The sequence below is a fragment of the Spelaeicoccus albus genome (assembly GCF_013409065.1).
In the GTDB taxonomy this organism is placed as follows: Bacteria; Actinomycetota; Actinomycetes; order Actinomycetales; family Brevibacteriaceae; genus Spelaeicoccus; species Spelaeicoccus albus.
Genome location: NZ_JACBZP010000001.1, coordinates 2024510 through 2049156 on the forward strand (window position 1 = coordinate 2024510; position 24647 = coordinate 2049156).

The 24647-nt window shown below is 64.3% G+C and carries 27 protein-coding genes and 3 tRNA genes; 16 read left to right on the forward strand and 14 right to left on the reverse strand.

The features are described 5' to 3' along the window. The first annotated feature begins 117 nt into the window (after positions 1 to 117). Together BJY26_RS09350 and BJY26_RS09355 are read left to right on the forward strand one after the other, a co-directional pair. Positions 118 to 426, forward strand: coding sequence for a DUF3040 domain-containing protein (locus BJY26_RS09350; protein WP_179427639.1), 309 nt, complete (start codon positions 118 to 120; stop codon positions 424 to 426). Positions 427 to 629: 203 nt separating this feature from the next. Beyond that, positions 630 to 1913: an HNH endonuclease signature motif containing protein gene (locus BJY26_RS09355; protein ID WP_179427641.1), complete on the forward strand. Its 1284-nt coding sequence runs from the start codon at positions 630 to 632 to the stop codon at positions 1911 to 1913. Between the two features lie 290 nt (positions 1914 to 2203). Here BJY26_RS09355 and BJY26_RS19395 read toward each other — a convergent pair whose 3' ends face one another. Then, entirely contained in the window at positions 2204 to 2449 is a 246-nt protein-coding gene (locus tag BJY26_RS19395; protein ID WP_342354694.1) for a multicopper oxidase domain-containing protein, read from the reverse strand. Here BJY26_RS19395 and BJY26_RS09365 point away from each other — a divergent pair. Then, the gene (locus BJY26_RS09365) at positions 2414 to 2626 is read left to right on the forward strand and encodes a hypothetical protein (protein WP_179427643.1); all 213 of its coding nucleotides are present in this window, start codon (positions 2414 to 2416) and stop codon (positions 2624 to 2626) included. The two genes, BJY26_RS19395 and BJY26_RS09365, sit on opposite strands and share 36 nt — an antisense overlap. Before the next feature lie 222 nt (positions 2627 to 2848). Beyond that, positions 2849 to 4825 (forward strand): OPT family oligopeptide transporter, encoded by a 1977-nt coding sequence (locus tag BJY26_RS09370; protein WP_179427645.1) that lies wholly within the window; start codon positions 2849 to 2851, stop codon positions 4823 to 4825. Positions 4826 to 4878: 53 nt separating this feature from the next. On the opposite strand, the gene BJY26_RS09375 is transcribed toward BJY26_RS09370, so the two are convergent. The 3 genes from BJY26_RS09375 to BJY26_RS09385 form a co-directional block, all read right to left on the reverse strand. Then, positions 4879 to 5673 carry a class I SAM-dependent methyltransferase gene (locus tag BJY26_RS09375; protein WP_342354656.1) on the reverse strand — a complete coding sequence of 265 codons (795 nt, stop codon included), beginning with the start codon at positions 5671 to 5673 and terminating at the stop codon, positions 4879 to 4881. Between the two features lie 57 nt (positions 5674 to 5730). Then, a tRNA-Leu gene (locus tag BJY26_RS09380) sits at positions 5731 to 5812 on the reverse strand. A 59-nt stretch (positions 5813 to 5871) separates the two neighbouring features. Next, positions 5872 to 6453 (reverse strand): TetR/AcrR family transcriptional regulator, encoded by a 582-nt coding sequence (locus BJY26_RS09385; RefSeq protein ID WP_179427647.1) that lies wholly within the window; start codon positions 6451 to 6453, stop codon positions 5872 to 5874. Positions 6454 to 6591: 138 nt separating this feature from the next. Here BJY26_RS09385 and BJY26_RS09390 point away from each other — a divergent pair, with 138 nt between their 5' ends. Beyond that, positions 6592 to 8097 carry an MFS transporter gene (locus tag BJY26_RS09390; RefSeq protein ID WP_179427649.1) on the forward strand — a complete coding sequence of 502 codons (1506 nt, stop codon included), beginning with the start codon at positions 6592 to 6594 and terminating at the stop codon, positions 8095 to 8097. Between the two features lie 3 nt (positions 8098 to 8100). Here BJY26_RS09390 and bcp read toward each other — a convergent pair whose 3' ends face one another. Next, positions 8101 to 8580, reverse strand: coding sequence for a thioredoxin-dependent thiol peroxidase (gene bcp, locus BJY26_RS09395; RefSeq protein ID WP_179427651.1), 480 nt, complete (start codon positions 8578 to 8580; stop codon positions 8101 to 8103). Positions 8581 to 8687: 107 nt separating this feature from the next. On the opposite strand from bcp, the gene BJY26_RS09400 reads away from it, so the two are divergent. The 3 genes from BJY26_RS09400 to BJY26_RS09410 all read left to right on the forward strand — a co-directional run bounded on the left by BJY26_RS09400 (position 8688) and on the right by BJY26_RS09410 (position 9925). Next, positions 8688 to 9026 (forward strand): DUF3618 domain-containing protein, encoded by a 339-nt coding sequence (locus BJY26_RS09400; protein WP_179427653.1) that lies wholly within the window; start codon positions 8688 to 8690, stop codon positions 9024 to 9026. 13 nt (positions 9027 to 9039) lie between these two features. Next, positions 9040 to 9384, forward strand: a complete 345-nt coding sequence (locus tag BJY26_RS09405; protein ID WP_179427655.1) for a GroES family chaperonin — start codon at positions 9040 to 9042, stop codon at positions 9382 to 9384. 76 nt (positions 9385 to 9460) lie between these two features. Next, entirely contained in the window at positions 9461 to 9925 is a 465-nt protein-coding gene (locus BJY26_RS09410) for a DedA family protein (protein WP_179427657.1), read from the forward strand. On the opposite strand, the gene BJY26_RS09415 is transcribed toward BJY26_RS09410, so the two are convergent. Next, the gene (locus tag BJY26_RS09415) at positions 9922 to 10392 is read right to left on the reverse strand and encodes a PPOX class F420-dependent oxidoreductase (RefSeq protein WP_179427659.1); all 471 of its coding nucleotides are present in this window, start codon (positions 10390 to 10392) and stop codon (positions 9922 to 9924) included. The genes BJY26_RS09410 and BJY26_RS09415 overlap by 4 nt on opposite strands. Before the next feature lie 87 nt (positions 10393 to 10479). Between BJY26_RS09415 and BJY26_RS09420 the strand changes: the two genes are divergently transcribed. Together BJY26_RS09420 and BJY26_RS09425 are read left to right on the forward strand one after the other, a co-directional pair. After that, positions 10480 to 10959: a DUF2975 domain-containing protein gene (locus BJY26_RS09420; protein ID WP_179427661.1), complete on the forward strand. Its 480-nt coding sequence runs from the start codon at positions 10480 to 10482 to the stop codon at positions 10957 to 10959. Further along, positions 10959 to 11174: a helix-turn-helix domain-containing protein gene (locus BJY26_RS09425; RefSeq protein ID WP_179427663.1), complete on the forward strand. Its 216-nt coding sequence runs from the start codon at positions 10959 to 10961 to the stop codon at positions 11172 to 11174. The genes BJY26_RS09420 and BJY26_RS09425 overlap by 1 nt, the downstream gene beginning before the upstream one ends. Positions 11175 to 11217: 43 nt before the next feature. Here the strand turns inward: BJY26_RS09425 and xylB are convergent, their stop codons facing one another. From xylB to BJY26_RS09445, 4 genes are all read right to left on the reverse strand, one after another. Beyond that, positions 11218 to 12633: a xylulokinase gene (gene xylB / locus BJY26_RS09430; protein ID WP_179427665.1), complete on the reverse strand. Its 1416-nt coding sequence runs from the start codon at positions 12631 to 12633 to the stop codon at positions 11218 to 11220. Continuing rightward, positions 12630 to 13823, reverse strand: coding sequence for a glycine C-acetyltransferase (locus tag BJY26_RS09435; protein ID WP_179427667.1), 1194 nt, complete (start codon positions 13821 to 13823; stop codon positions 12630 to 12632). Before BJY26_RS09435 ends, xylB begins: the two co-directional genes overlap by 4 nt. A gap of 27 nt (positions 13824 to 13850) precedes the next feature. Next, positions 13851 to 14891: an L-threonine 3-dehydrogenase gene (gene tdh / locus BJY26_RS09440; protein ID WP_179427669.1), complete on the reverse strand. Its 1041-nt coding sequence runs from the start codon at positions 14889 to 14891 to the stop codon at positions 13851 to 13853. 78 nt (positions 14892 to 14969) lie between these two features. Continuing rightward, a complete protein-coding gene (locus tag BJY26_RS09445; protein WP_237249071.1) occupies positions 14970 to 16031 on the reverse strand; it encodes an NAD(P)-dependent alcohol dehydrogenase in 1062 nt (353 codons plus the stop codon). A gap of 140 nt (positions 16032 to 16171) precedes the next feature. Between BJY26_RS09445 and BJY26_RS09450 the strand changes: the two genes are divergently transcribed. The 3 genes from BJY26_RS09450 (at position 16172) to BJY26_RS09460 (ending at position 19289) form a co-directional block, all read left to right on the forward strand. Next, on the forward strand, positions 16172 to 16399 hold the full coding sequence (locus tag BJY26_RS09450) for a hypothetical protein (RefSeq protein WP_179427671.1): 228 nt from the start codon (positions 16172 to 16174) through the stop codon (positions 16397 to 16399). Between the two features lie 341 nt (positions 16400 to 16740). Beyond that, positions 16741 to 17760: a glycoside hydrolase family 3 protein gene (locus BJY26_RS09455; RefSeq protein WP_179427673.1), complete on the forward strand. Its 1020-nt coding sequence runs from the start codon at positions 16741 to 16743 to the stop codon at positions 17758 to 17760. Between the two features lie 77 nt (positions 17761 to 17837). Further along, the gene (locus tag BJY26_RS09460; RefSeq protein ID WP_237249069.1) at positions 17838 to 19289 is read left to right on the forward strand and encodes an MFS transporter; all 1452 of its coding nucleotides are present in this window, start codon (positions 17838 to 17840) and stop codon (positions 19287 to 19289) included. Between the two features lie 233 nt (positions 19290 to 19522). Here BJY26_RS09460 and BJY26_RS09465 read toward each other — a convergent pair whose 3' ends face one another. Next, positions 19523 to 19990: a winged helix-turn-helix transcriptional regulator gene (locus BJY26_RS09465; protein WP_179427675.1), complete on the reverse strand. Its 468-nt coding sequence runs from the start codon at positions 19988 to 19990 to the stop codon at positions 19523 to 19525. Positions 19991 to 20111: 121 nt separating this feature from the next. On the opposite strand from BJY26_RS09465, the gene BJY26_RS09470 reads away from it, so the two are divergent. Continuing rightward, complete coding sequence (locus BJY26_RS09470; RefSeq protein WP_179427677.1) at positions 20112 to 20603, forward strand: PaaI family thioesterase; 492 nt, start codon at positions 20112 to 20114, stop codon at positions 20601 to 20603. After that, positions 20600 to 21097, forward strand: coding sequence for a PaaI family thioesterase (locus BJY26_RS09475; RefSeq protein ID WP_179427679.1), 498 nt, complete (start codon positions 20600 to 20602; stop codon positions 21095 to 21097). Before BJY26_RS09470 ends, BJY26_RS09475 begins: the two co-directional genes overlap by 4 nt. Positions 21098 to 21182: 85 nt before the next feature. Here BJY26_RS09475 and BJY26_RS09480 read toward each other — a convergent pair. Next, a tRNA-Lys gene (locus tag BJY26_RS09480) sits at positions 21183 to 21255 on the reverse strand. Positions 21256 to 21425: 170 nt separating this feature from the next. On the opposite strand from BJY26_RS09480, the gene BJY26_RS09485 reads away from it, so the two are divergent. After that, positions 21426 to 21501, forward strand: a tRNA-His gene (locus BJY26_RS09485). Positions 21502 to 21559: 58 nt separating this feature from the next. Here the strand turns inward: BJY26_RS09485 and BJY26_RS09490 are convergent. Next, the gene (locus BJY26_RS09490; protein WP_179427681.1) at positions 21560 to 22540 is read right to left on the reverse strand and encodes an AraC-like ligand-binding domain-containing protein; all 981 of its coding nucleotides are present in this window, start codon (positions 22538 to 22540) and stop codon (positions 21560 to 21562) included. 85 nt (positions 22541 to 22625) lie between these two features. After that, positions 22626 to 24560 carry an FAD-binding monooxygenase gene (locus BJY26_RS09495; RefSeq protein WP_179427683.1) on the reverse strand — a complete coding sequence of 645 codons (1935 nt, stop codon included), beginning with the start codon at positions 24558 to 24560 and terminating at the stop codon, positions 22626 to 22628. Positions 24561 to 24647: the final 87 nt, after the last annotated feature.

Consider the following 24647-nt stretch of genomic DNA (forward strand, 5'->3'; position numbering starts at 1 on the left):
ATTTTCCGGCCCGGCCTCGCAAATTCGGAGTACTCTCGAAGATGCCGGACGTGTCGGCGTCGGACTCGCGGTGGTCCGCGCGCACGTCGAAGTGCAAATGGGTTTGGAAGTGCTGGGATGATCTCAGCGAAAGATGATCGCATTTGGTGCGAAGTGACGGCTCAGCTCGCCGCGGATGAGCGGCGAATTGAGCAAACGGTTCGGCGTGATTCCGGGCTGCCCTACCATGCCGGACGCTGGCTGCGTCGGTGGTCACCGGCGATCTGGATGGCCGCCTTTGGGTATGCGATGGCGGTTGTCGGGTCGGTGCATTACCTGAATCTGCCGGTTCTGGGCGTTTGCGGTATCGGCATCCTCATCGGCGGCTACCTGTTATGCGCACGCGAGATGGCAAAGAATGCGGGATGGCGGGAGCGAAAGAACTGACGAGGCCATCGTCAGGTCAAACCCGGATCAAAAACTCGGCCCGACCAAGGCAAAGGAGCGTGAGGGGATTGCGGTGATGATCCATCCAGGGCCTGCTCAAGGTGCGGATCTGTGAGTCGAAACTCGGCGAATTGTTATTGTGCCGTTATGTTGGGTATCGTTTTCGGCCTCTGAATGTCAGTGCTTCGCGAGATGATTAGACCATGGCAAACAGGTCAGCGTCTGAGGGGTTCGGTGCCGGGCAGCGCGCCGAGCGACGTGTTTCGCCGGGCATGCTCGCTTGCAAAGTCGATTGCGTTGAGCTTGCCGATCTTGGCCCCGAAGAGTTGAAGGACATTCTCGAGGATTGTGTTCAGCTCGAGGGGTTCGTCGCAGCGAAACGGGCGGAAATCCTCGCGGCGTTCGGCACGGCCCGATCGCATGACTGGCGGACCGATCCCGGCCGGCAACCGGCCGATCGGATCGCGGAGAACATGAGCCCGTACGGCGCCGACGAGATCGCCCCGATCCTCGATGCCGCACCGCGTACTGCCGCGGCCGAGCTCCACCGGTCGATGCGGGCGTGTTCGTGTCTGCCGCGGACGGTCGACGCGCTCAAGACCGGTAGTTTGTCGCCGCGCCGGTACCGTGAGGTGATGACAAAGACCCGCGATCTCCCGGTCGCCACGACCCTGGAAGCGGATCGGGAAATCACTACGTGGAACCCGAATGTGTTACCTCAATCATTCCGCACCCGGCTTTCACGCTGGGTGGGCTCGCACGACACTCGCACCGCCGAGAGCAAGCACCGTGATGTCTGCCGCGACCGGGCCGTCGAGTTCATTCCCGACGACAACGGGTCCGCCCAGTTACTGGCCTACGGCCCGGCAGACTCGCTACGAGCACTTTTCGACAAACTCGACCACGCCGCTCGCACCGGACGCGACACGGCCGGACGCGAGCCGGCGGGCGTGCTGGATACGCGTACTCTGGCGCAACGCCGTTTTGATGCTTTGGTCGATGCGAGCGTCCACCATGACGATCACCGGCGGGTCGAAGCACAAGACTGCCGATTGAACGTCACAGTGCCCGTGTTCGCCCTGCTCGGCTGGAACGACCCCGGCTACCTTGAAGGATACGGGCCGATCCCGGCCAGCATGGCCCGCCGGCTCGCCGCCGGCGCGCAAACCTGGACCAGGTTACTCACCGACCCGGTAACGGACCGGATCATCAACGCCGACCCGAAGAAATACCGGCCGAACGCCGCCCTTCGTAAGCTCGTGCGAGCACGCGACGGCACATGCCGATTCCCCTCCTGCAACATTCCCGCCGGCGCATGCGACATCGACCATATAAACCCATTCGCCCGCGGCGGACCCACGACCCCGGAGAATCTCCAGGCACTTTGCGAACACCACCACGAAGCCAAAACCAAAGGCTTCATCAACACCAATCGCCACGATCGCCGACGACGAGACCGCAAGAGACACCGCCACGACGACCCGTAGCACGACGATCACGACGACTGAGCCACAATGACAATCACCACGGCATCGGTAAACCTCACCTGGCTACCGCGCTCGGACACATCGGATACGCGAATGCCGCAAGTGATTCACGATCGGCCCAATGAAGATCTTCGAGGACGACCAAAATCCCGTGGCCGCTCACCATTGCTCGAGCAAATCGCAAAAACGAATAGCCGAGTGCGAAGCACGATATCGCGGAAGTGCTTGCTCGTACCCAGGCCGCAACTGGTTGCACGCTGGGAGTGGAGAGGTTGAAGTAGCTACCTCTGTTATTCCGGCTTGTTCCGATGATTCAACAGGTATCGCGTGTCAACGTGCTCGTACATCAGGTGCGCGACAAGGCCCTGGGTGGCATGCGGCAGATTGTGGCAATGATCCATCCAGACTCCCGGATTATCGGCACGAAAAGCGATCACAGCGGACGGGCGGAAAAGCTTCGTTAGTGGCCGGCCGGGCCATCCCAGACGCCTGTCCTGGAGGTGGAGCCGCTGCTCCGGATCTTCCTTGCCGAACACGGCAGGAAAGCCGATGCCACGGCGACGCTGCGCGAAGTCCGTTCGCAGGCCGCCGCACGCTTGGTCTCCGATGCCGAAACCTCCCGGGGCTACCTCGACGGCGAGGGGCAATTCCCTCGACGGATCGCCCAGGTCACGCTCATCGCCTCCCGGGCCGCGATCGTCGACAGCGAATGAGGGTGGTCTCCGGTTCGAACAGTCGAAGGCTACGCAGCGGTCAGCGACACATCCCGACAGAAAATCATCGCCTTGACCCGACGACGTCGAACCAGATTTACTACGGAGGTGAGCCGTTGCGACGGGCGGCATGGTCACCGGCAGCGTTCCGCTCACAAATCGCGGTGGACGGCCCAACCCGCACGGTCTCTTCCATCGGAACAGTTCCAGGAGATGTAGCCGATGGCGACAAACAACACGGATGAGAAGTTGCGGCCGAAGGAACTCACCGTCCGGGGAATCATTCTCGGTGCAATCATCACCGTCGTCTTCACGGCCGCCAATGTTTATCTCGGCCTCAAGGCCGGCCTCACCTTCGCCACGTCCATTCCGGCAGCGGTCATCTCGATGGCAGTTTTGCGGCGGTTTCGTACGTCGACCATCCAGGAAAACAACATCATCCAAACGATCGCGTCGTCGGCGGGGACGCTCGCAGCGATCATTTTCGTTCTCCCCGGCCTCATCATGGTCGGCTGGTGGCAGAATTTTCCCTACTGGACCACTGTGGCAATTTGCGTGATCGGCGGCGCCCTGGGGGTCATGTATACGGTGCCGCTACGGCGAACGTTCGTCGTCGGCTCCGATCTGCCCTTCCCCGAAGGCGTGGCCGCAGGTGAAGTCCTCAAGGCGGGCACCGAGGGGAGCGCCGAAGGTGACCGCGAGAGCATCATGGTGATCTTGTGGGGCGGCATCGTTTCGGCAGTGTTCGGCATTCTCACCAAGACGAAGGTGCTCGCCGAAACCGTGTCCGGCGCCGTACGCGTCGGTGCCGGCGGTGTTGCCGGCTCCGTCAGCCTCTCTTTCGCCTTGATCGGGATCGGCCACCTCGTCGGGCTGGCCGTCGGCATCGCCATGTTCGTCGGTCTCATCATCGGGTGGGGAATCCTGGTGCCCGTCATGAGTTGGGGGCACGTCGGTGGTGCGCCGATTGCCGATGCTATCGACAAGATCTTCACCAACGACGTGCGATTCGTCGGCGCCGGAGCCATGGCCATTGCAGCGATTTGGGCGCTCGTGAAGATTTTCGGCCCCATCGTAGGCGGTATCAAGGACGCCATTGCCTCGACGAGGCAGCGTAAATTGGGCGCCGAGGTCGCCCTGGAAGAGCGCGACCTGCCCATCACGCTCGTCGGCATGTGGATCGGCCTCTCGCTCATCCCCATCGGACTGCTTTTATGGGCGTTTCTGAACTCGACGCACCTCGCCGACGGCCATGCGGTGACTATCACCGTCACCCTGGCCTTCACCGTCGTCATCGGAGCCGTGACGGCTGCAGTCTGCGGCTATATGGCGGGGCTCATCGGCTCGTCCAATAGCCCGATTTCCGGAGTCGGCATCCTGGTGGCGCTCCTCCTTGCCCTTCTCATTGCCGTCATCTACGGCGGGGGCGGCGATGCCAAACGAACCGCCGAACTCGTTGCCTACACGATTTTCGCCACGGCAATCATTTTCGCGATCGCCACCATTTCCAACGACAACCTCCAGGACCTCAAGACCGGTCAGCTCGTCGGCGCGACCCCGTGGAAGCAGCAACTTGCACTCATCATCGGTGTCGTGTTCGGTGCCGTCGTGATCGCCCCGGTGCTCGACCTGCTGAACGATGCCTTCGGCTTTCTCGGCGCGCCGGGCGCCAGTCACAACCCTCTTCCGGCCCCGCAGGCCGCACTCATCTCCTCGCTCGTCAAAGGAGTGCTCGGCGGCAGTCTTAACTGGGGGTATATCGGGCTGGGCGTGGCCATCGGCGCCGTCGTCATCATCGCCGACGAGATTCTGGCCCGAAAGACGACGCGTTTTCGCCTGCCGCCGCTGGCGGTCGGGATGGGGCTTTACCTGCCCATGGAACTGACGTTGACGATCGCGGTGGGCGCAGTGCTCGGCAAGATTCACGATCGCTGGGCCGCCGGTCGCAGTAATCCGGAGCGGGCCCGCCGACTCGGAGTGCTGCTCGCCACCGGCCTGATCGTCGGCGACAGTCTCTGGGGCGTGGCCTATGCGGGAATCGTCGTCGCCTCCGGCAAGAGCGACCCCATGGCGCTCGTGGGCGATTTCTTTACCCCGTGGTCGAGCGGCATCGGCGTCATCATCTTCGTTGCCGCGCTCGTGTCGATGTACCGCTGGACTCGTCGACGGGCGATAGCCAAGGGCCGGCGCGATTCGTGACGAGCCAACGCGTTGCTTCGGCGGGGGAGCCGGTCTCGGCTGCCGCCAACAGATCAGACGCGGATCAGCAACTCGCCGTGTAAAAGCGAGAACCAACCGTCGGGGTCCCGCGCCCACTGCCGCCAGCCCTCGCTGATCCGATCAAGGTCGGCCCGCGTCGCGCGTTGCTCTCTCACCAGCTGTTCGGCGAGATCCGATTCGACGATGCGATCGGCCCACATGCCGCCCCACCACTCGCGAGCCTCCGGGGTGGCATAGCACCACGTGCTCGACGTGGCCTCGACCGTCGCCGCTCCCGCCGCGTGCGCCCAGGCAAGCAACCGGCGTCCCGCGTCCGGCTCGCCCCCGTTGGCTCGCGCCGCGGCCCGATACAGCGACAACCATTCGTCCAGTTCGGGCACCCGTGGATACCACGCGAACGACGCGTAATCGCTGTCGCGCACGCCGACGACCCCGCCCGGTCGACACACGCGCATCATTTCGTGAAGCGCCAGCACCGGATCGGGCACGTGCTGCAGCACCTGGTGGGCATGCACGACGTCGAATGTCCCGTCGCCGAAATCGAGCGCCAGTGCGTCGCCGACCACCGCCCGCGCATTCGTGAGCCGCTGCCGGTCCAACTCCGCACGTGTCAGCGCCGCGGCCTCGCTCGTCATCTCGACTGCCACCACGCTGCCGGGATCGACCATTCGGGCGATGTCGGCGGTAATGGTGCCCGGGCCCGAGCCGACGTCCAGCACGTGTGCGCCGCTGTTGAACTCCGCAGCAAGATAACCGGCCGAATTCTCGACAGTTCGATTGCTGTGCGATCGCAAGACGTTCCTGTGGTGCCCGTGCGTGTACGTCACGGGGCTAATCCGTCTTGATCGGCGCGCGGCGCGCGGATGATGGTCATAGTCATTTTGTGCGCAAGAGGGGACTTGAACCCCTACGCCCGAAGGCACCAGAACCTAAATCTGGCGTGTCTACCAATTCCACCACTCGCGCGGGCACACCAAACTATAGGGCATGGGCGCCGGTCGACTCCATTTGTGCGGTGTCGGAACTCAACATCCGGCCCGCCGCGCCGACAGTGGCGTCAGGATCTCCAACGCCAAGGCGCGTGCGGCCTTCCGGCGGGAATCGGCGTCCCCGATCGGACCGATCGGGGTTTCCGGCATCGCACTCAGCACGAGAGACCCAACTGCCATCGTGGCGCGCAGTACGGCGTCCGGATCCGGATCGGGCCCGGCGATTCGCGTGACGAGCTCGCGGATGTGGTCGACATTGCGGTGACTGAAGTCCTCGCGCGCCAACACCGTCGGGTTCGATTGCGTGAACCGCAACGCGAGCGAGCCCTGGCCGTCGAAGATCGCGAGCAGCCTGTCGACGAATTCGACGTCGCGCTTCGGCCCGGGGTCGGTGGCGTCCAGCCAATCGAGAAGGTCGACTATTGACTCCGTGTAGGCATCCAAGGCAGCCCGCACGATCATGTCCTTGGTGCGGAAATAGTAGTAGAGCGCGGCCTTTGTCAGGCCGCACGCCTCGGCGATCTCGCGCAATGACGTCTTGTCGTACCCTCGCTCGACGAACAACGTCATGGCGACGTCCATGATCTCGGCAGGGGTCGAATTTCCCTTGCGCGGCATAGGCCCTTTCCTTACGGGGTGACTGACGGCGTCCCGCTCAGCTTACGGGACGCGTCGACGCTTACTTGACAACCGGCTAATGTGGTGTTTACCTGTCGTCCGACAAGTAAATTAGCCGGGCGACAAGTAAGGATAATTATGACAACTTCGGCCCCGGCTGCGCCGACGACGACTTCGCCGCCCTCGCGCAGCCGATTGATACTCATCATGGTGAGCCTCGTGCTCGCACTCGTTCCGGTGCAGCTGGACGGGCTCGTCACGGCCACCGCGACGCCGACCATCGCCGGCGAGCTCGGCGGTCTGGCAGACCTCGCCTGGGTCGCGACGGCGTACCTGCTGACGATGGCGATCGGCACGATAGTGGCCGGACGCCTCGGGGACATGTTCGGTCGCAAATGGATGTTCTTGATCGCGTTGGGGGTCTTCTTCGGTGCCTCGGCCTGGGCCGGATTCGCCGGTTCGATGGGCGGCTTCATCGCCGCCCGCGCCGCGCAGGGCCTCGGCGCAGGCATGACGTTCACAACCCTTTTGGCGACTGTGGCGGACGTCGTACCGGCCGAGAAGCGGGCCCGTTTTCAGTCGATCTTCGGCGCCATCGCACCGGTCTCCATGATCGTGGGGCCGTGGATCGGCGGCATCATCACCGACAGTCTGGGCTGGCGTTGGATCTTCTTCTTCAATCTTCCGCTCATTGCCCTGTCGATTGTCGGTGCCGCCGTCCTATTGCGCTTGCCGCGCAGAAGCCGCGGCGGCCGCGTGGACGTGGCCGGGCTCTTCGCGATCGCAGGTCTGAGCCTCGGCGCAGTGCTCGCCGTGTCTTGGGGCGGACATCAATACGACTGGCTGTCGATCCAAGTCATTGGTGCCGCAATCGTGGCCCTCGCCGGAATCGTGGCCCTCGTGCCCATCGAACGCCGCGCACAGCACCCCATCTTGTCGCCGGACCTTTTCGGCAACCGCTCGGTGCTGATGAGTTTCATCGTCATGTTCTTGACCATGGGCGCCATCATGATGGCCTCGATCAACTTCCTGCCGCTGTTCCTCCAGCTCGTGCAAGGACACTCCGCTTCCAATAGCGGGCTATTGCTTTTGCCGATGCTCTTGCCGGCCATCGCCGTGTCGCTGCTGATCGGAGCTTGGACGACGCGCGGCTCCCGGTTCCGCAGCGTCATCATCGCGGGATCGTCGATCACGACCCTTTCGTGCATCCTGCTGGCCACCATGGGCACGTCGACGCCGGTCTGGACCACGTCCGTGTACATGGTGCTGGTTGGCGCCGGAATCGGGATGCTCTTCCAGACGCCGCTCGTGCTGATCCAGAACACCGCGCCCCATCACGAGGTGGGCGCCGCCACCGGAGCAGCATCCTTCTTCCGTATGCTCGGCGGCGCCATCGGAGTCGGCGGTCTCGGCGCGCTGTTCACCGGCACTATCGTCAGCCGCGTCGGAGGGCACGGGACGTCGCTCGACATCTCGTCGGTGACGCCTGCCGCGCTCGACAAACTTCCGGACGCCGCCAGGCAGATAGTCGCGGACGCCGTGACTTCGGGCAATTCGGCACTCTTTTGGGCAGCCGCCTGCGCCGGCGCCGCGGCGATAGTCGCCGCCCTGCTGATTCCTCGGCGGCAGGCCGCTACCGAGTAGGGTCTAGTCGATGCCGAGGGTCTTGCGCAGCCGAGCGACGTGCCCCGTCGCCTTCACGTTGTACTGGGCCGTCTCGACGGTGCCCTCGGCATCGACTACGACAGTGGAACGGATGACGCCCTGCACCACCTTGCCGTAGTTCTTCTTTTCGCCGTACGCACCCCATTGGGAGAGAACGTCCCTTTCGGGGTCGGCCAATAGCGGGAACGTCAGGTGGTCGCGCTCGGCGAATTTTGCGAGCTTTTCCGGCTTGTCGGGGGAGATGCCAACGACCTGCACACCGGCGGCTTGCAAAGCGTCGAGGGAATCGCGGAAATCGCAGGCTTCGGTCGTGCATCCCGGGGTCATGGCTGCAGGATAGAAATACACGACGACCCGGCTGCCGCGGAAGTCCGACAGCGAGACCGTCTCGCCGGCGTCCGACGTCAAAGTGAAGTCCGGCGCGCTGTCACCGGGTTGAAGACGAGTAGGTTCCGCGGTCATTGATCCTCCGAAAGTCACCGAGATCTGTGCTGGCATCTTCGACAATATCCGCGCACACGGGCGATCCCCCTCGCGGGTCCATCGGTAATTACGATAACCTCAGTGCCATGAGTACGCTGGAGCACGCAAAGAACATCGACCTCGACACGCCGATTCCCAAGTCGCCGCAGCAGTTGAGTGCGCGGATTGCGGCCCGGCAAGATCGGATCGCCGGAAACGTGGACGAGCTCGTGGGCCGCATCCACCCCAAGGCAATTGCCACCCGGTTGGCGAACAAGTCGCGTGATACTTTTTTTACCGAGGACGGTGACCTGCGCCCGGAGCGTTTGGCAGCGGTCGGTGTCGCAATGGTCGCAGTAGTCGGTGTCGTGCTCCGCGTCGCCACCCATGGTTCCCGTAAGGCCCATAAGCTCGAGGTCAAGGAAGCCAAGAGGTCAGGCCGGTAAGATAGCCGGCGATATGAACGCTTCCAACTCCGCTTCCGCGTCACAATCCCTGCCGATTCGCATGCTCCACGATCGGCTGCTCGTATCGCTCGACGAACAAGAGGGCGAACGCAAATCGTCCGCCGGCATCGTCATTCCAGCCACCGCCGCCATGGGGAAACGACTTGCCTGGGCGGAAGTCGTCGCCACCGGCCCGCACGTGCGGCAGACCGAACTGGGCGACAAGGTTCTCTTCGATCCGGACGAGCGTGCCGAGGTCGAACTCCAAGGCGATACCTACATCCTGCTCCGCGAGCGCGATGTCCACGCCGTCGCGGCCGAGCGGGGCGATGCCGGCTCCACCGGGCTGTACCTGTAGCGCGGATTGAAGCCGATCCGAGCCCGTACTCCCAACTCGCCACCGCAAGTAAGGTCAGGCTAAGCTTGTAGCCGTGATGAGCGCGCTGCACGACCTCGAATTCGGGACGCTTTATCTTGCGCTCATGGGCATCGTGTTCGCTCGCGCACAAGCCACGTACTGGGTCGGCCGTCTTGCCGGCACCGGAGCGCGGCGGTTCGGCGCCGTCCGGCGGATCGAAAGCCGCCGCGTGAGCCGGGCCGAACACCTTCTCACGCGCTATGGCGCTCCCGCCGTCACACTGTCGTTTCTCACGGTCGGCCTGCAAACGGCATTGAACTGTTTAGCCGGCGTCGGCCGGATGCCGTTCGTGCGCTACCTGTTTTTCATGCTCCCCGGATGCGCCGCCTGGGCGCTCATTTATGCGACGATCGGCATGGCAGCGCTCTGGGCGTGGGTCGACGTCGTCCCGCCGTCCGCCTGGGGCACCGTCGCCACCATCGCCGTGCTGGCCGTCATCGCCGCGATCGTCGTCCTGCGCCGGAAGCGGACCGCTCACTAGCTACCGGTGGCGCGGCCGGGAGGGAAGCCGCCGGTGGCGATCGGGCCCCACGAATCGATCGCGATACGGATGAGCGATTTGCCCTGACTGCGCATTGCAGCGCGATACTCGTTCCAATCGGGATGTTCCCCGGAGATCGCGCGGAAATAGTCCACGAGCGGCTCGACCGACTCCGGCAGGTCGATCACCTCGGCCGTCCCGTCGAGCTGGACGTACGGGCCGTCCCATTCGTCCGATTGGATGCACAGCGTCACCGCTGGGTTCCGCCGCACATTGTGCACCTTCGCGCGCTCCGGATAGGTGGAGATCACGATCCGCCCGGATTCGTCGACCCCGCACGTCACCAGCGAGACCTGCGGGCGCCCGTCGCGCTTTGCCGTGATGATCGTCGCTCGATGACGCGGCCTGACGAATTCGAGCAACTCGTCGCGTCCGACCCGCCGGGATGTCGCTGTTGTGGGACTCATGCCCGCCAGCTTAGCGCGACTCCATTGTGAACATCATGTTTTGGAAATTCTATTGTTTATCGATAGGAATAGGTCGACAATCGATTTATGGATAGAAGCGGAATGATCGGGTTTCTCTCGTTCTTGCTGGGCTGGGCTCTCGCAGTCAGCGTGTTCATGCAGGTCTTCGGTCTGCCCTGGCTGTCCGGCGCTTATGCGGAGCAGTATCCGGACCTCGCAGGAATGCGGTGGCCGCTGATGACGTTGGCGATCATCGGGTTTTGCTGCGTCGAGACCGGGGTCGTGTGTACACTGCGCTTGCTGCGCTTCACCGCCCGCGACGAGGTATTCTCGTCACGCTCGCTGCGCTGGGTTGACGGCATTATCGGCTCGTTTCTGGCGGGAAGTCTTGTCAGTTTTTCCACCATCGCCTATTTGGACAACGCGCCCGCGGGGCCGCCCTTTTGGCTGTTCGTCTTGCTCTTCACGGCCGTGGGCGGCATCGGACTGGCACTGCTCATGCTTGTGATGCGTAGCTTGCTTGTCCAAGCGACAACTCTGCGCAATGAAATGGAAACCGTGATCTGATGCCGGTTGTCACGCGAATTGACGTCGCATTAGCCAAACGAAAAATGTCGGTCAATGAATTGGCCGACCGAGTCGGTATCACACCGGCCAACATCTCGGTGCTCAAAAACGGGCGTGCGAAGGCGATTCGCTTCAGCACGCTCGACGCCATGTGCAAGGCCTTGGACTGCCAACCTGGTGACCTCCTCGACTGGGTTCCTGAAGACGGCCTTTAACCGTATTCTCGTCGGGGCCGTGCGAAGGCCCGGAACGGCAGCGTCAAACAGTGCCGCGGACGCGGGCGTACCGCTCGCGCGCTCCGCCGTCCGACGCCTCGGCGCTGAATTCCTTGGACGGCGCCTTGTCCCAGCGCGGCGCATGTCCCAATAGCACGCGGGCCGCCTGCCGAGCCATGCCGTCGGCCACGTACTCGTCCGGGCGCGGCACCGTCACGGGGCGGCCGAAGATGGCCGGCGCGATCTGCTGGACCGCCGCCGACCGGGCGCCGCCGCCGATCATGACGATTCGCTCGCACGCGAGCCCCGACTCGGTCAACGCATCAGCGCCTTCCGCAAGCCCGCACAACATTCCCTCGACGGCTGCGCGCGCCAGATTCTCCCTGGTGAAGTTCTGTGTCGTGATGCCGTGCATCGAGCCCGTCGCGTCGGGCAGATTCGGCGTGCGTTCGCCCTCCAGATACGGCACGAGCGTGAGCCCGCCGGCCCCGGCGGGCGCCGAAAGCGCCAATTCGCCGAAGTCCGCCGGCTTCAGGCCCAGCATCTTTGCGTATGTGTCCGGCACGCGCGACGCGTTCAGCGTGCACACCAGCGGCAGGTGCCGGCCGTCGGCGGACGCGAAGCCCGCGACGATACCGGCAGGGTCGGACGTCGGGTTGTCGGCGACGGCGAAGATCGTGCCGGACGTGCCGATCGACACCACGAATTCGCCCGGCTCGGCGTGTAGTCCGAGCGCGGCAGCGGCGTTGTCGCCGGCGCCCACGCCGAGCTTCGCCCCTTCCGGTGTTGTGCCCGGCGAGTCGTGCGGACCGAGCACGCGCGGGAGCTTGGGAGCGTGCCCCAGGGCACGTTCGAGCAGGTCGAGCCGGTATTCGCCGGTGGCGGCCGAAAAATATCCCGTGCCCGATGCATCCGAGGCCTCGGTGGTCAGCGCATCGAGCCCGCCGGGCACGCCGGGGCCGAACCCGGCAAGCCGCCACGTCAGCCAATCGTGCGGCAGGCAGACTGCCGCCGTCCGCGCCGCATTGTCCGGCTCGTTCTCGGCGAGCCACCGCAGCTTGGTGGCGGTGAACGACGCCACCGGGACGGCGCCGACGGCGTCCGCCCAGGCCCGCCCGCCTGCCTCGGGGTCGCCGTCCCCGAGCTCGGCCACGAGCTCCGCGGCAGCCGGCGCCGACCGGGTGTCGTTCCACAGCATGGCCGGCCGAACGACCGCACCGCCGGAATCCAGACACACCATGCCGTGCTGCTGGCCGCCCACCGAGATGGCTTCGACGTCGTCCAGCCCGCCGGCAGCCGATGCGGCGGCCTGCAGCGCGATCCACCAATGCTCCGGGTCGATCTCGGTGCCGGGTTCGTGCGGCGCCTGACCGTACCGGACGAGTTTGCCGGTTTCCGCCTCCCGGATGACGACCTTGCACGACTGGGTGGAACTGTCCACCCCCGCGACCAGTCTCATTGGGCCGCCCTCGCGTCGCGTGCGTCGGTGAAGGCCTTGATGCAGGCGTCCACATCGGCAGCGGAATGCGCCGCCGACAATTGGACGCGAATGCGCGCCAACCCCTTCGGCACGACCGGGTACGAGAACGCGATGACGTAGATTCCACGCTCGAGCATGGCCGCCGAGATCTCGTTGGCCTGCCGCGCCCCGTCGTCCCCGCGGAACATTACTGCGCAAATGGGATGCTCGCCCGGAAGTACCTCGAACCCGGCAGCGGTCATGCCCTCGCGGAAACGCTTCGTGTTCGACGTCAACTGTTCGCGGGCCCGTGTCGATTCACGGGCGAGTTCGAGTGCCTTGATGCTGCCGGCCACGACCGCCGGGGCCACGGCGTTGGAAAACAGGTACGGCCTGGCACGCTGGCGCAACAGGTCGACGATCTCCCGGGGAGCCGCGATGTAGCCGCCGGACGCACCGCCCAATGCCTTGCCGAGGGTGCCGGTGATGATGTCGACCCTGCCCATCGTCCCGGTGTACTCGTGGCTGCCGCGGCCCCCGTCGCCGACGAAGCCGACGGCATGCGAATCATCGACGAGCACGAGCGCATCGTACTTTTCGGCCAAGTCGCAGATGTCGGCCAGCGGTGCCACGTATCCGTCCATCGAGAACACGCCGTCCGTGACGATCATCCGCCGTCGTGCGTCTTTTGCATCGATCAGGCACTGTTCGAGTTCGCCCATGTCGCGATTGGAATAGCGCAGCCGCCGCGCCTTCGACAACCGGATCCCATCGATGAGCGACGCATGGTTCAGCGCGTCCGAGATGACCGCGTCATCGGCCGACAGCAGAGTTTCGAAGACGCCGCCGTTGGCGTCGAAGCACGACGAGAACAAGATGCTGTCTTCGGTGCCCAGGAAGTCCGCCAGCTGATGCTCGAGCTCGGTGTGCTGGGTCTGGGTTCCGCAAATGAAACGCACGCTGGCCATGCCGAAGCCGCGCTCGTCGAGCCCGGCGTGCGCCGCCGCAATGATGTCGGGGTGGTCGGCCAGGCCGAGATAGTTATTGGCGCAGAAGTTCAGCACGTCCTTGCCGGCAGTCGTGATGGTCGCCGACTGCGGTGAATCGAGCCGGCGCTCGTGCTTGTAGAGCCCCGCCGCATCGATCTCCGCCAATTCGGCAGCCACCGAGGCCTTCACGTTTTGATACACAGTTGATTCTCCTCGTTCGCCGTCCGCCTATTGTTCCCAGTCGAGCACGACCTTGCCGCGGCTGCCCGCGGACGCGATGTCGAACGCCCGCTGCCAGTCGGCCGCCGGCACGACGTCGCTGATCACGTTCGTGATTGCCTTGCGCAACGCGGACGACGTGCTGAGCATCGCGCTCATCGCATACCAGGTCTCATACATCTGCCTGCCGTAAATGCCCTTGATGGTGAGCATCGACGTGATCACGGCGCTCCAATTGATCGAATACTCCTGCGAGGGCAGCCCCAGCATGGCGATCCTGCCGCCGTGCATCATGTTATCGATCATTTCCTGCGTGGCTTGCGGACTGCCCGACATCTCCAGGCCGATATCGAACCCTTCGGTCATGCCGAGCTCCGTCTGGGCTTCGCGAACCCGTCGGCGGGCCACGTTGATGGACGTGTTCACGCCCACTGCCGGTGCCAGTTCGAGCCTCTCATCGCTCACATCGGTCATCACAATGTTCCGCGCTCCGACGTGCCTGGCGATCGCTGCCGCCATCAGCCCGATCGGACCGGCGCCGGTGATGAGGATGTCTTCGCCCGCGATCGGATACGTCAACGTCGTGTGCACGGCATTGCCCAGCGGATCGAACACGGCCCCCAGGCTCGGATCCATATCGTCCGGCTGCACCCACACGTTCGTGGCGGGGATGACAACGTAGTCGGCGAACGCACCGTCCCGGTTGACGCCGATACTGCTCGTCCGGGCGCACACGTGGGCCCGGCCGGCCCGGCAATTACGGCACGAGCCGCACACGACGTGACCTTCGCCCGAGGCGTACTGGCCGGGCTCGACGTTCGTGACGTCGGCGCCGACCTCGACGATCCGGCCAAAGAATTCGTGCCCGGGGATCACCGGCGGACGCAACGTGTTCGCCGCCCACTCGTCCCATTTCAGGATGTGCAGATCGGTTCCGCACAGGCCCGTCCGCAGCACCTTGATCTTGACGTCGCGCGGGCCGGGTGACGGCTCCGGAGCCTCGATCAGCTCAAGACCGGGCTCCGCCGCTCGCTTGGAAAGTGCCCGCATTCATTCTCCTCGTCGAAATGCCTCGTTGCCTGTCCGATTTGTCTGTCCGAACCAGACTATCCGCTGGGCCCGGGGCTTCTACCGGCCCGGCCGCACGATGGGCTTGATCACCGACGGGTCCGCCGCGGACGCCGTCAACGCCGCCTCCACGTCGTCCAGCCCGAACTCGTGCGTGCCCAGCCGGGCCAAGTTCACGGTGCGCTGCCGTGCCATGCCGATCGCTGCCGGGTACACGTTCGCATAGCGGAAAGTGCCGGTCAGCGTCAGCTCACGGTTCTGCAGGGTCGCGACAGGGATCGACACGTCCGGATCGGCGGACATGCCGACCAGCACGGCGCGTCCTGCCGGCCGGAGCGCGCGCAAGCCGGCAGCGACCGACGACGGCACGCCGCTGCACTCGATCAACACGGACGGCGCGAGGTCGGCAAGGTTCGCCTCGCTCGTCCGGACGTTGACGACGTCGTCCGCGCCAAGTTCCGAAGCGACGTCGAGACGAGTATCGACGACGTCCGTGACCACGACGGACGCAGCCCCGCGCGCCTTGGCGACCTGCAGTGCGAGCAGCCCGATCGGCCCGGCCCCGGTGACGAGCACGGTATCGCCCGGGCCGACGTCCGCCTTTTGATTGCTCCACAGCCCGACCGACAACGGTTCGATGAGTGCCGCCTCGACATCCGACAGCGAATCAGGCACCCGGTGCGCGAAGTCCGCCGGCAACGTCACGAATTCGGCGAAGGTTCCGTCGATCGGCGGAGTGGCGAAGAAGCGGACGTCCGGGCACAAGTTGTAGCGTCCGCTGCGGCATTCGCGGCACGCGCCGCACGGCACACCGGGTTCCAACGCGACCCGGTCGCCGACCGCGAGGGAACGGACGCCGTCGCCGAGCGCCACGACCCGGCCCGACGCCTCATGTCCCAGGACTAGAGGAGAGCGCACGACGAGATCGCCGATCCGGCCGTGCTCGTAATAGTGGATGTCCGAGCCGCACACCCCGACTGCCAGCACCTCGATCAGTACCTCGCCGGCCGCGGGGCTGGGCACTGGCCGCTCCTCGACAGTGATCGCGCGCGGCTCGCCCAGGACAGCCGTGCGCATAGTCGTGGGCAAAGGGGATGGCGGATTGTGTGTGCTTGATGCCATAGTTGAACTCCTGACGGTTGATACCGGCCACGCTACCCGCCGGCTCGTCTCGACCGTCAGGCTCTACCCACCTGATTCTCAGCGAATTCACCTATCGTGGATTATTCCCCCTTACCGTCGCCAAGAAAAGGATCTCCAGTATGGGTACACCTATTGCGCAACGATTCGAAGAGAAGTTCAACTCGGAGTCGGCCGCCCTGAACAACGGGCGTTCTTTCGAAGACTTGGTGCTGGTGTTGGCAAATGAATTCAGTGTGGGAATCGCACTGCTCGAATACCGCGTCGAGCTGATGGAACAAGCGCTCACGAAGGCCGGACTCGAGGTTCCGCAGATCCCCCAAGAGGTGGTCGACCAAGCGTTCGACTGACGGTTTCTCGTGGCGGTCGCGGGCGTTGTCGGACACGGCCCCGGCCTCATCGATGCGTTATTGTGATGAAAATTCCTTGACTTCGAAACACGCATCGACGAAATTGAGTACCGGGCGTCGACCCGGCAATGGGGCGGGGCGGCGCCTGATAAAACCTGACGGGGGCGGTAGCCGCACATCGCACCGGGAGACGAGGAGTCGTTACGCGAAACGCAGTGTGCGCGCTTGCGCTGGTAGCCCCATTGATGGTCGGGTGCGCCGGAGCGGCCCCGCCGACGTCGACTGCCGACTCCGTGTCGGCGCAGGCACACGTTCGAAGTCCGAAGTCGGAATTGAACAGGATGACGCTGGCGCAGCGGGTTGGCCAGCTGCTAATGGTGGGGACGCCGGCCAGCCATCACATGAGTGGGACCACGAAGACGGCAGTGACGAAGTATCACGTCGGGTCGATCATCTTGACGGGGCGGGATCATCACGGCGTGACGGCACAACGTCATGGCGCCGACAACGTCCAAAAGCTCGCCACGAAGCACTCGACGGCGAATTCGCCGATCGCGATCGCCGTGGATCAGGAGGGCGGGTACGTGCAGGTGTTGCAGGGGAAGGGGTTTAGTAAAATCCCGACGGCGCTGCATCAGGGCACCTGGTCGAACTCCAGTCTCAAGGCTCACGCGAAGAAATGGGGTCGTCAGTTGCACCGGGCCGGTGTCACGCTCAATCTGGCGCCGGTGATGGGTACCGTGAGCAAGCATTTGGACCGGAAGAACAAGCCGATCGGCTATTACTATCGGGAGTTTTCGCATCATCCGCACGAGGTGGCGATGAAGGGCACGGCGTTTGCGAACGGGATGCGGGCTGCGCATGAACAGGTCGCGATCAAGCATTTCCCCGGGCTCGGGCGGGTGCGCGGGAATACTGATACGACGTCCGGTGTGCGTGATCATGTGACGACTCGGCACGGGTCGACGGTGAAGCCGTTCGGAGTGGGGGTCAGGTCCGGGGCGCAGTTCGTGATGATTTCGAGTGCGTATTACGACAAGATCGACAAGAAGAACCCGGGAGTGTTCTCGTATCGGATCATGCACACCATGTTGCGTGAGGATCTGAATTTCACGGGCGTGGAGATCAGCGACGATCTGGGTCAGGCCAAGCAGGTCGCAGGGTGGTCGCCGGCCGAGCGTGCCGTGAAGTTCATCCGGGCGGGCGGCAACATGATTGTGACGGTCAACCCCAAGCTGGCCGGGGCCATGACGGCGGCCCTGATCGCCAGAGCCAAGGCGCGTCCGCAGTTCCGCGCCAAGGTCGACAAATCGGCCCTGAAAATCCTCACGGCCAAACACCGGGCCGGACTCGACCCCTAAGCATGGGGTGACGTCGCAGCCTCGGCCGATTGCCCCGAGGGATATCGTTGTCACGACGATGAATAAGGAGGCAATCGGTGAGCGCGGAGAGCACGCCCAACCCCATCCGATGGAAACTGCTCATCGTATTCCTAGCCACCGTGTTCATGGCGCTGCTGGACGTCAGCATCGTCAACGTGGCGCTTCCGACCATCGAATCATCGCTCGACGCCTCTCAATCGCAGCTGCAATGGATTCTCGCCGGCTACGCATTGCTGTTCGGGCTGGTGCTGGTGCCGTCCGGACGGCTGGGCGACATCTTTGGCCGCGCGCCCCTCTTTCTGATCGGTGTGGCGATCTTCGTCCTCGCCTCCGCAGCGTGCGGCCTCGCGCCGAACGCCCCGGCACTTGATATCGCGCGGTGTTTTCAAGGTTTCGCGGCCGGGGTGCTCAACCCGCAGACGATCGGCATGATCCAGGAGTACTTCCGCGGCAAGGAACGCGGCAAGGCCTATGGAATGCTGGGCGCCACGGTGGGAGTGGCAACTGCCGTCGGGCCCCCGGCCGGCGGCGCGATCATCGCTGCAGCGGGGCCGGAAGCCGGGTGGAGGTGGATCTTCTTCATCAACGTCCCCATTGGACTGGCCACGCTTGTCGCCGCGCTCGTGTTTCATCCGCGGCCGATGATCCGCCCCGTGGAGGGTCGGGGTCGCCGCGATCGAGACCTCGACCCGGTTGCCATGGTGTTGCTCGGCGTCGGCGTTTTCGCCGTCCTCCTTCCATTTGTTCGCCGCGGCGGCGCCCTCGGCGGATGGATCTGGGCGTCGGTCGCCATCGGCGCGCTCCTGCTCTACCTTTTCATTCGCTGGGAAAAGAGGTACGGGGAGCGCGGCCGGACACCGATGGTGGACTTGAGGATCTTCTCGATCGGCAGCTTCAGTCTCGGCGCATCCTTGTCGACGACCTATTTCGCCGGGATGACGAGTATCTGGGTACTCGTTTCGTTGTTCATGCAATCCGGTCTCGGATACTCCGCTCTGGCTGCGGGGCTCATCGGACTGCCGTGCGCCGTGAGTTCGGGGACGATGTCGACGCTTTCGTCTCGCCGGGCATTTGATTACGGACGTCGGATAGTGGTGGCCGGACTTGTGATAGTGCTTGTCGCGCTGGCCGCAACGATAGCTGTGGCATTGCTCACAACGCACGGTGTGAGCATCTGGTGGTGGTTGCTCACCCTCACGGTGTTCGGCGCGGGCGGCGGCATGGTGATTTCGCCGAATCAGACGCTGACGTTGAACGAGGTCCCGAATGAATACGCGGGGAGCGCCGGGGGCGTCATGCAGACCGGACAGCGGATTGGCACGGCGGTCGGCTTGGCCGTCATCACGGCTGTCGCCTTTGCGGTACTGGGCACGGGCGAGCAGTCCAGCGGAGGCCGGTGGCCGATCGCCTTTACGGCGGGGCTGCTGGCAATAATGGTTTTCGTCGTTCTCTCGCTCTTGATCGGCCTGCGCGACGTGCGTTCGCGCGATGCCGGGACGTCGTCCTGACGGGCTTCCGGGCGCGCGGCCGGCAGACGCCCATGTCCTCCTGCCCGCAACCGCCGGAGATGAACGCCCCGGCCAGCACGTCCTGCGGAATAATTGCCAGCAGCACGCCGCCGATCAACCCCAGTAGGCCGATACCAATGCGTCTCATTGTTGCGTCCGGATTCCGCGGGCCCGCTGGACGAGAAGAGCCAGGACGCCGGTGATCAGTTCCCAGCCGGCATTGACGACAGGGCTCATCTCACCGACCGGGCGCCGGGGCCGGGACGAGCCGTAGCCTCGCGAGGTGAATGGATGCGGTGGCCGGCCGTGCACTCGATAACCGCCTCGAGCGGCTCGTCGCACTCGCGATGGGTGACACGCAGCGGTGGCCCGCTCGGCTCGGCACAATATCGGTCTCCCCATTGCAACAGCGCAATGAGCGCCGGGTAGAGATCGAAGCCCTTCGTAGTGAGGCGGTACTCATTGCGAGTGCGCCGCCCAGGCTCCCGGTAAGGTACGGCGTCCACGATTTCGGCCGCCGCAAGCGTGCGCAGACGGTCGGACAAAACGGGATCCGACACCCCGACGTGGTCGCGGATCTGATCGAACCGTCGCACTCCGTTGAAGAGTTCGCGCAGCACCAGCATCGTCCACTTTTCGCCGATGACGTCCAGCGTGCGGCCGATCGAACACGCGGTGGTGTCGTACTGTAACCAATCCATGCTGACGGCTGCTCCCTCGGTTGACCCTTCCGCGATCGATTGACTGGTCGATCGCACTAGGCTAGCTTAATTCAAATAAGTTAGCTTGAGAAGCAGCATGCCAATACCGAGGAGCCGCCCGATGCCAGCGTCCGCCGATAATTTTCCCGACGTGTCGAGAGCCACGGCGAGCCCCTTCGTCGCGGCGTCCGGCTTTATCGTCGACGACGTGACGACCACGAGTGTGCGCGGGCACGTCGACCTCGACGCGAGCCATCACACGCCGTGGGGCGTCGTGCACGGCGGCGTATACACCACGATCGTCGAAAGCGCCGGCAGCATCGGTGCCAGCAAAGCGGTGGCCGAGAGCGGGCAGTTCGCCGTCGGCGTGCACAACGCCACCGATTTTCTCCGCCCGGCCACGGCGGCCCGCGCCACGGTGACCGCCCAGGCCCTGTACCAGGGGCGTACGCAACAGCTTTGGGACGTCGTGATCGCGAACGACGCAACGGCGAAAGTCCTGGCGCGCGGGCAGCTGCGCCTGCAAAACGTCCCGCTTCGCCAGGCGGCTTCGGACGGCGGGCCGGGTCCCGCTTCGGACGACGCCGGGTCGAGTGATCGGTCGAACGCATGAGCCGGCGCGAAACGACCGTTCAATGGGAGGACCCCGCCGACGGCCTCGCCGTGATGGCGGAACTGGACGGCTTCGACTACCTGACGAAAATGGCGGCCCGCGAAGTCCCGGCCGCACCGATCGCCGCCCATATCGGGATGGACATCCTCGACGTCGGACACGGAACCGTCACGTTCAGCTGCCGGCCCGACGAATCACATGGCAACCCTATGGGCGCCGTGCACGGCGGACTCGTCTGCACGCTGCTGGACTCGGCGCTGGGATGCGCCACGCATACCACGCTGCCTGCCGGCACCGGTTACACCTCGATCGAGATCAAGGTGAACTACCTGCGGCCCGTCATGGCCGATAGCGGGCCGCTCGTCTGCACGGGCCGAGTGACCAAGCCCGGACGCAGGGTTGCGTTTGCCGAAGGAGACGTCGCGGACAAGAACGGGAAAGTCGTCGCGACCGCCTCGGGTAGCCTCTTGGTCTTTCCGCTGGGGCCTACGTAACGCCGGGCGCGTGGATGCCGGGCGCGCGATCGCAGGCCGACGAGTGCAAAAAATCCCCCGCCACCGCGGGTGACGAGGGAAATCGTGCACCCCCCGGGACTTGAACCCGGAACCCACTGATTAAGAGTCAGTTGCTCTGCCAATTGAGCTAGAGGTGCGCAACGCTTGTTTACATTAGCAGGTGATTTCGGCAGATAAAAAATCGGGTGATGCGTCTCTCAAAGTCATTGATGTGCGGCAGCCCGATTCGGCTGTTGGGGCGGATACCGGGTACACTCGATGACGCTGCCATGCAGTTGCCGATCATCGGCGGCGGACACGGCACGTGGTGGGTATAGCTCAGCTGGCAGAGCGCCTGGTTGTGGTCCAGGAGGTCGCGGGTTCAAGCCCCGTTACCCACCCCAATTGGTGAACGACGGTCGTCCCGGCCACCCCCGGAACGGCTGGGAGGTCCCCAGTGGTTCACTTTTCTCCCGGCGCCGTTGAGCCGGACGCACCGTGGTGTCGATAGGCGCGCGGCGTCACGCCGTAGGCCGATCGGAATGCGCGCGCGAAATACGCCGGATCGGCAAAGCCCCACCGATGTGCGATAGTCCGAATGCTCGAACTCTCGCCCGGCGCTTCGAGGTCGCGGCGCGCCATGTCGAGCCGACGCTCGCGGATCCACGTGCCGACGGTCGTTCCTTGTTCTTGGAACAACACGTGCAACTGGCGCGTGGACACGAAATGCGCAGCGGCAATCCTCTCGGGGTTCAGGTCCGGGTCCGCGAGCCGCGTCATGATCCAGTGTCTGATCGTCATGACCTGGTCCAAATGGCGAGCGGACGGATGCGGGGCGACAACTCCGAACTTCTCGGCAAAGGTGCTGGTGACGAGTTCGATCATGGCGTGGACGGTGCTGATCCCTTGTGCCGAAGTCAGGTGGGACAGATTTCTCGCAACCGCCGTGAGAAACGGCGACACTATTGCGCCCATGCCGCTTTCCGGGCCGATTCCCAGCGCGGAGATGAGAGCGAGGGCCCGCGGTGGCAAGGCAATGAGCTGTTGCGGAATGATCGCCACGAACGTTTCGGAGTCACCCGGGAACTCGCGTCGATACGGCATCGACGAATCGTAGAGCGCAAAATCCCCTGGCCGCAGCTCCGAACGGTTCCCTGCTTGTTCGACAGTGCTGACCCCCACGATTTGGAGCCCCAGCCAATAGTGCGGATCGCCGGCCGCGGCAAGGCGTCGCGTCCGCTCGGCCACATGCGCGCCGGTCCGGACGACCGCCAAGCCCACGCCGCCGAACCGGCGCGTCACAACCGATCCCTCGAATTCGGGATTGGACGTCGTGTCGATGGCGAGCGGCATGAGCTGCTCGGACACGACCCTCTGCCACTCGGCCATGCCGTGGGCCGCGATGAGATCGCCGACGCCGTCCTCCGCTGCGCTCGCGTTCACGAAGTAGCCTCCTTGCGCTCCCGCCGATCGCCGGCAGACGCCATCCGGCCGCTTGTGCGCCGTCCGTGCGCCGTCCGATGCTCGGTCAGGCGTGCGCCGGAGCGGCAGCCGTCTGCGGAAGCATGATTGTGTCGAAGTAGGCGGCCAGCTTATCCGGCTCGGACAGCGGAACGACCGCCGAGACGTACATGTCCGGGCGTACGACGACGACGGCGCCGCTCCTGTCGATGCCGCGCGCATCGAAGATGTCATCGGACGGATCCGTGGCAAACACCTTTTCGTAATCGATCAGATCGAAAGGAGTTCGCCGCGGCAAGAAAATCTCGGGAGCATCGATCGCGTCGAATTCCGTGTGATCGCCCTGGTACACGACCTTGACGTCGAAGACGGCATCGGTCTCGGCGCCTTCGGGCGTGTACCGGTTCACCGGCGACTCCGCCGCCTCGGCCATCCAATCGGCCCAGTCGGCCACCGCGGACTTCCCGCCGGGAACTCGCGTATCGGCGAACGCATAGATGCGCCACCTGCCGTCCGCCGTCGCATGGTGTCCGAGGTGGATCGGATTTGCATCGGACACTCGGACGACCGGCGCTGAATGGAACCGGCGTCCGAGAGGAAAACCGCCGGCAAGATTCTGATGATCCGCCGACGCCGTCAACGGGGCGAGTTCGTACTCCGTGCTGAAACCCATGATGAAGTCGAACGTTTGCACGTAGAAGTTCTGAAACTCCTCCGGATCGACCCCGCCGAGCTCCGGGTGTTCGGGATCCATGGGCTTGGCGCCCATCATTCGCGACCATTCCTTGTCGAAATCGATCAGCTTTTGGGCGACGGGCTGTCGTTCGCCCGAATACGTATCGAGCAGCGACTCCGGGGCCAGCCCCCTGAGGACCGAGGCCAGCTTCCAGCCCAGGTTGAATCCGTCCTGCATCGAGACGTTCATGCCCTGGCCGGCTTTGGCGCTGTGCGTATGACAGGCGTCGCCGGTGATGAAAACTCGAGGCGTGCGCCGGCCAATCATGTCATTCGGGACGTCGTCAAAATGATCGGTCACGCGCTGGCCGACCTCGTAGACGCTGTACCACGCGACATGCTTCACATCGAGCGTGTACGGGTGAAAAATGCGCTGAGCAATCGCGATGGACTCCTCCGGCGTGGTTTGCCGGATCGCCGCCGAGTCCTTTCCGCTCATCACGCCGAGGTCGACGTACAAGCGGAAGAGGTGCCCGCCCTCGCGGGGGATGAGCAAGATGTTGCCGCCCTCGTTCGACGTGATGAGACCCTTGGTGCGGATATCCGGGAAATCCGTCACGGCGAGAATGTCCATCACGCCCCAAGCGTGGTCGGCCGAGTCGCCGTCGAGCGTGCGCCCGATGGAACGCCTGACGTTGCTGCGCGCGCCATCGCAGCCGACAACGTATTTGGCGCGGACCGTGAGGTCGTCGCCTTCGCGCTCCCCGGCGGTGCGGTTCAAAGTGACGGTCACCGGGTAGTCGCCTTCGTCGGCAACAGTGAGATCGACGAACTTCAACCCGAAGTCCGGCGTCATCCTTGTCGGCGAGTTCTCCATGACTTCGGCAAATTTGTCCTGCACCCGGGCTTGATTGCAGATCAGGTGCGGAAACTCGCTGATTCCGTGGGGATCGTCCTTGGTGCGCGCCGTCCGCACCAGATTGTTGCGGTCGTGCGGGTCCGGCCCCCAGAACACCGACTCCGTGATGCGATAAGCCTCGCGAATGAGATCGTCCGCAAACCCGAATGCCTGGAACGTCTCGACGCTGCGGCAGGCCACGCCGTCCGCCTGTCCGATCGCCAACCGCTCGGGTCGCTTTTCGACGATCCGCGTGGTGATGTCGGGGAATTGAGACAGCTGAGCGCCAAGAATCATCCCGGCCGGCCCGGTGCCGACGATCAGCACGTCGACTTCCTCCGGAATTTCCGCGGGCCTGTCGATACCGCAGCCCGCGACTTCTTGAATACGCGGATCGGTCGACACGTAGCCGTGATGATGGAATTGCAATGAACTCTCCTCGCGCCACAAACTTTCCGGCCGCGGAGTGCGTCCAGCCCTCCATTAGACCGCTTGAGTCACAAGTTTACTGTTCGC

Excerpts from the sequence above, each read along its gene's own strand:
- BJY26_RS09350 (WP_179427639.1), top strand. The coding sequence starts at position 118 with ATGATCTCAGCGAAAGATGATCGCATTTGGTGCGAAGTGACGGCTCAG.
- BJY26_RS09355 (WP_179427641.1), top strand. The coding sequence starts at position 630 with ATGGCAAACAGGTCAGCGTCTGAGGGGTTCGGTGCCGGGCAGCGCGCC.
- BJY26_RS09370 (WP_179427645.1), top strand. The coding sequence starts at position 2,849 with ATGGCGACAAACAACACGGATGAGAAGTTGCGGCCGAAGGAACTCACC.
- BJY26_RS09385 (WP_179427647.1), bottom strand. The coding sequence starts at position 6,453 with ATGCCGCGCAAGGGAAATTCGACCCCTGCCGAGATCATGGACGTCGCC.
- BJY26_RS09390 (WP_179427649.1), top strand. The coding sequence starts at position 6,592 with ATGACAACTTCGGCCCCGGCTGCGCCGACGACGACTTCGCCGCCCTCG.
- bcp (WP_179427651.1), bottom strand. The coding sequence starts at position 8,580 with ATGACCGCGGAACCTACTCGTCTTCAACCCGGTGACAGCGCGCCGGAC.
- BJY26_RS09400 (WP_179427653.1), top strand. The coding sequence starts at position 8,688 with ATGAGTACGCTGGAGCACGCAAAGAACATCGACCTCGACACGCCGATT.
- BJY26_RS09405 (WP_179427655.1), top strand. The coding sequence starts at position 9,040 with ATGAACGCTTCCAACTCCGCTTCCGCGTCACAATCCCTGCCGATTCGC.
- BJY26_RS09410 (WP_179427657.1), top strand. The coding sequence starts at position 9,461 with ATGAGCGCGCTGCACGACCTCGAATTCGGGACGCTTTATCTTGCGCTC.
- BJY26_RS09415 (WP_179427659.1), bottom strand. The coding sequence starts at position 10,392 with ATGAGTCCCACAACAGCGACATCCCGGCGGGTCGGACGCGACGAGTTG.
- BJY26_RS09420 (WP_179427661.1), top strand. The coding sequence starts at position 10,480 with ATGGATAGAAGCGGAATGATCGGGTTTCTCTCGTTCTTGCTGGGCTGG.
- BJY26_RS09425 (WP_179427663.1), top strand. The coding sequence starts at position 10,959 with ATGCCGGTTGTCACGCGAATTGACGTCGCATTAGCCAAACGAAAAATG.
- xylB (WP_179427665.1), bottom strand. The coding sequence starts at position 12,633 with ATGAGACTGGTCGCGGGGGTGGACAGTTCCACCCAGTCGTGCAAGGTC.
- tdh (WP_179427669.1), bottom strand. The coding sequence starts at position 14,891 with ATGCGGGCACTTTCCAAGCGAGCGGCGGAGCCCGGTCTTGAGCTGATC.
- BJY26_RS09445 (WP_237249071.1), bottom strand. The coding sequence starts at position 16,031 with ATGGCATCAAGCACACACAATCCGCCATCCCCTTTGCCCACGACTATG.
- BJY26_RS09450 (WP_179427671.1), top strand. The coding sequence starts at position 16,172 with ATGGGTACACCTATTGCGCAACGATTCGAAGAGAAGTTCAACTCGGAG.
- BJY26_RS09455 (WP_179427673.1), top strand. The coding sequence starts at position 16,741 with ATGACGCTGGCGCAGCGGGTTGGCCAGCTGCTAATGGTGGGGACGCCG.
- BJY26_RS09465 (WP_179427675.1), bottom strand. The coding sequence starts at position 19,990 with ATGGATTGGTTACAGTACGACACCACCGCGTGTTCGATCGGCCGCACG.
- BJY26_RS09470 (WP_179427677.1), top strand. The coding sequence starts at position 20,112 with ATGCCAGCGTCCGCCGATAATTTTCCCGACGTGTCGAGAGCCACGGCG.
- BJY26_RS09475 (WP_179427679.1), top strand. The coding sequence starts at position 20,600 with ATGAGCCGGCGCGAAACGACCGTTCAATGGGAGGACCCCGCCGACGGC.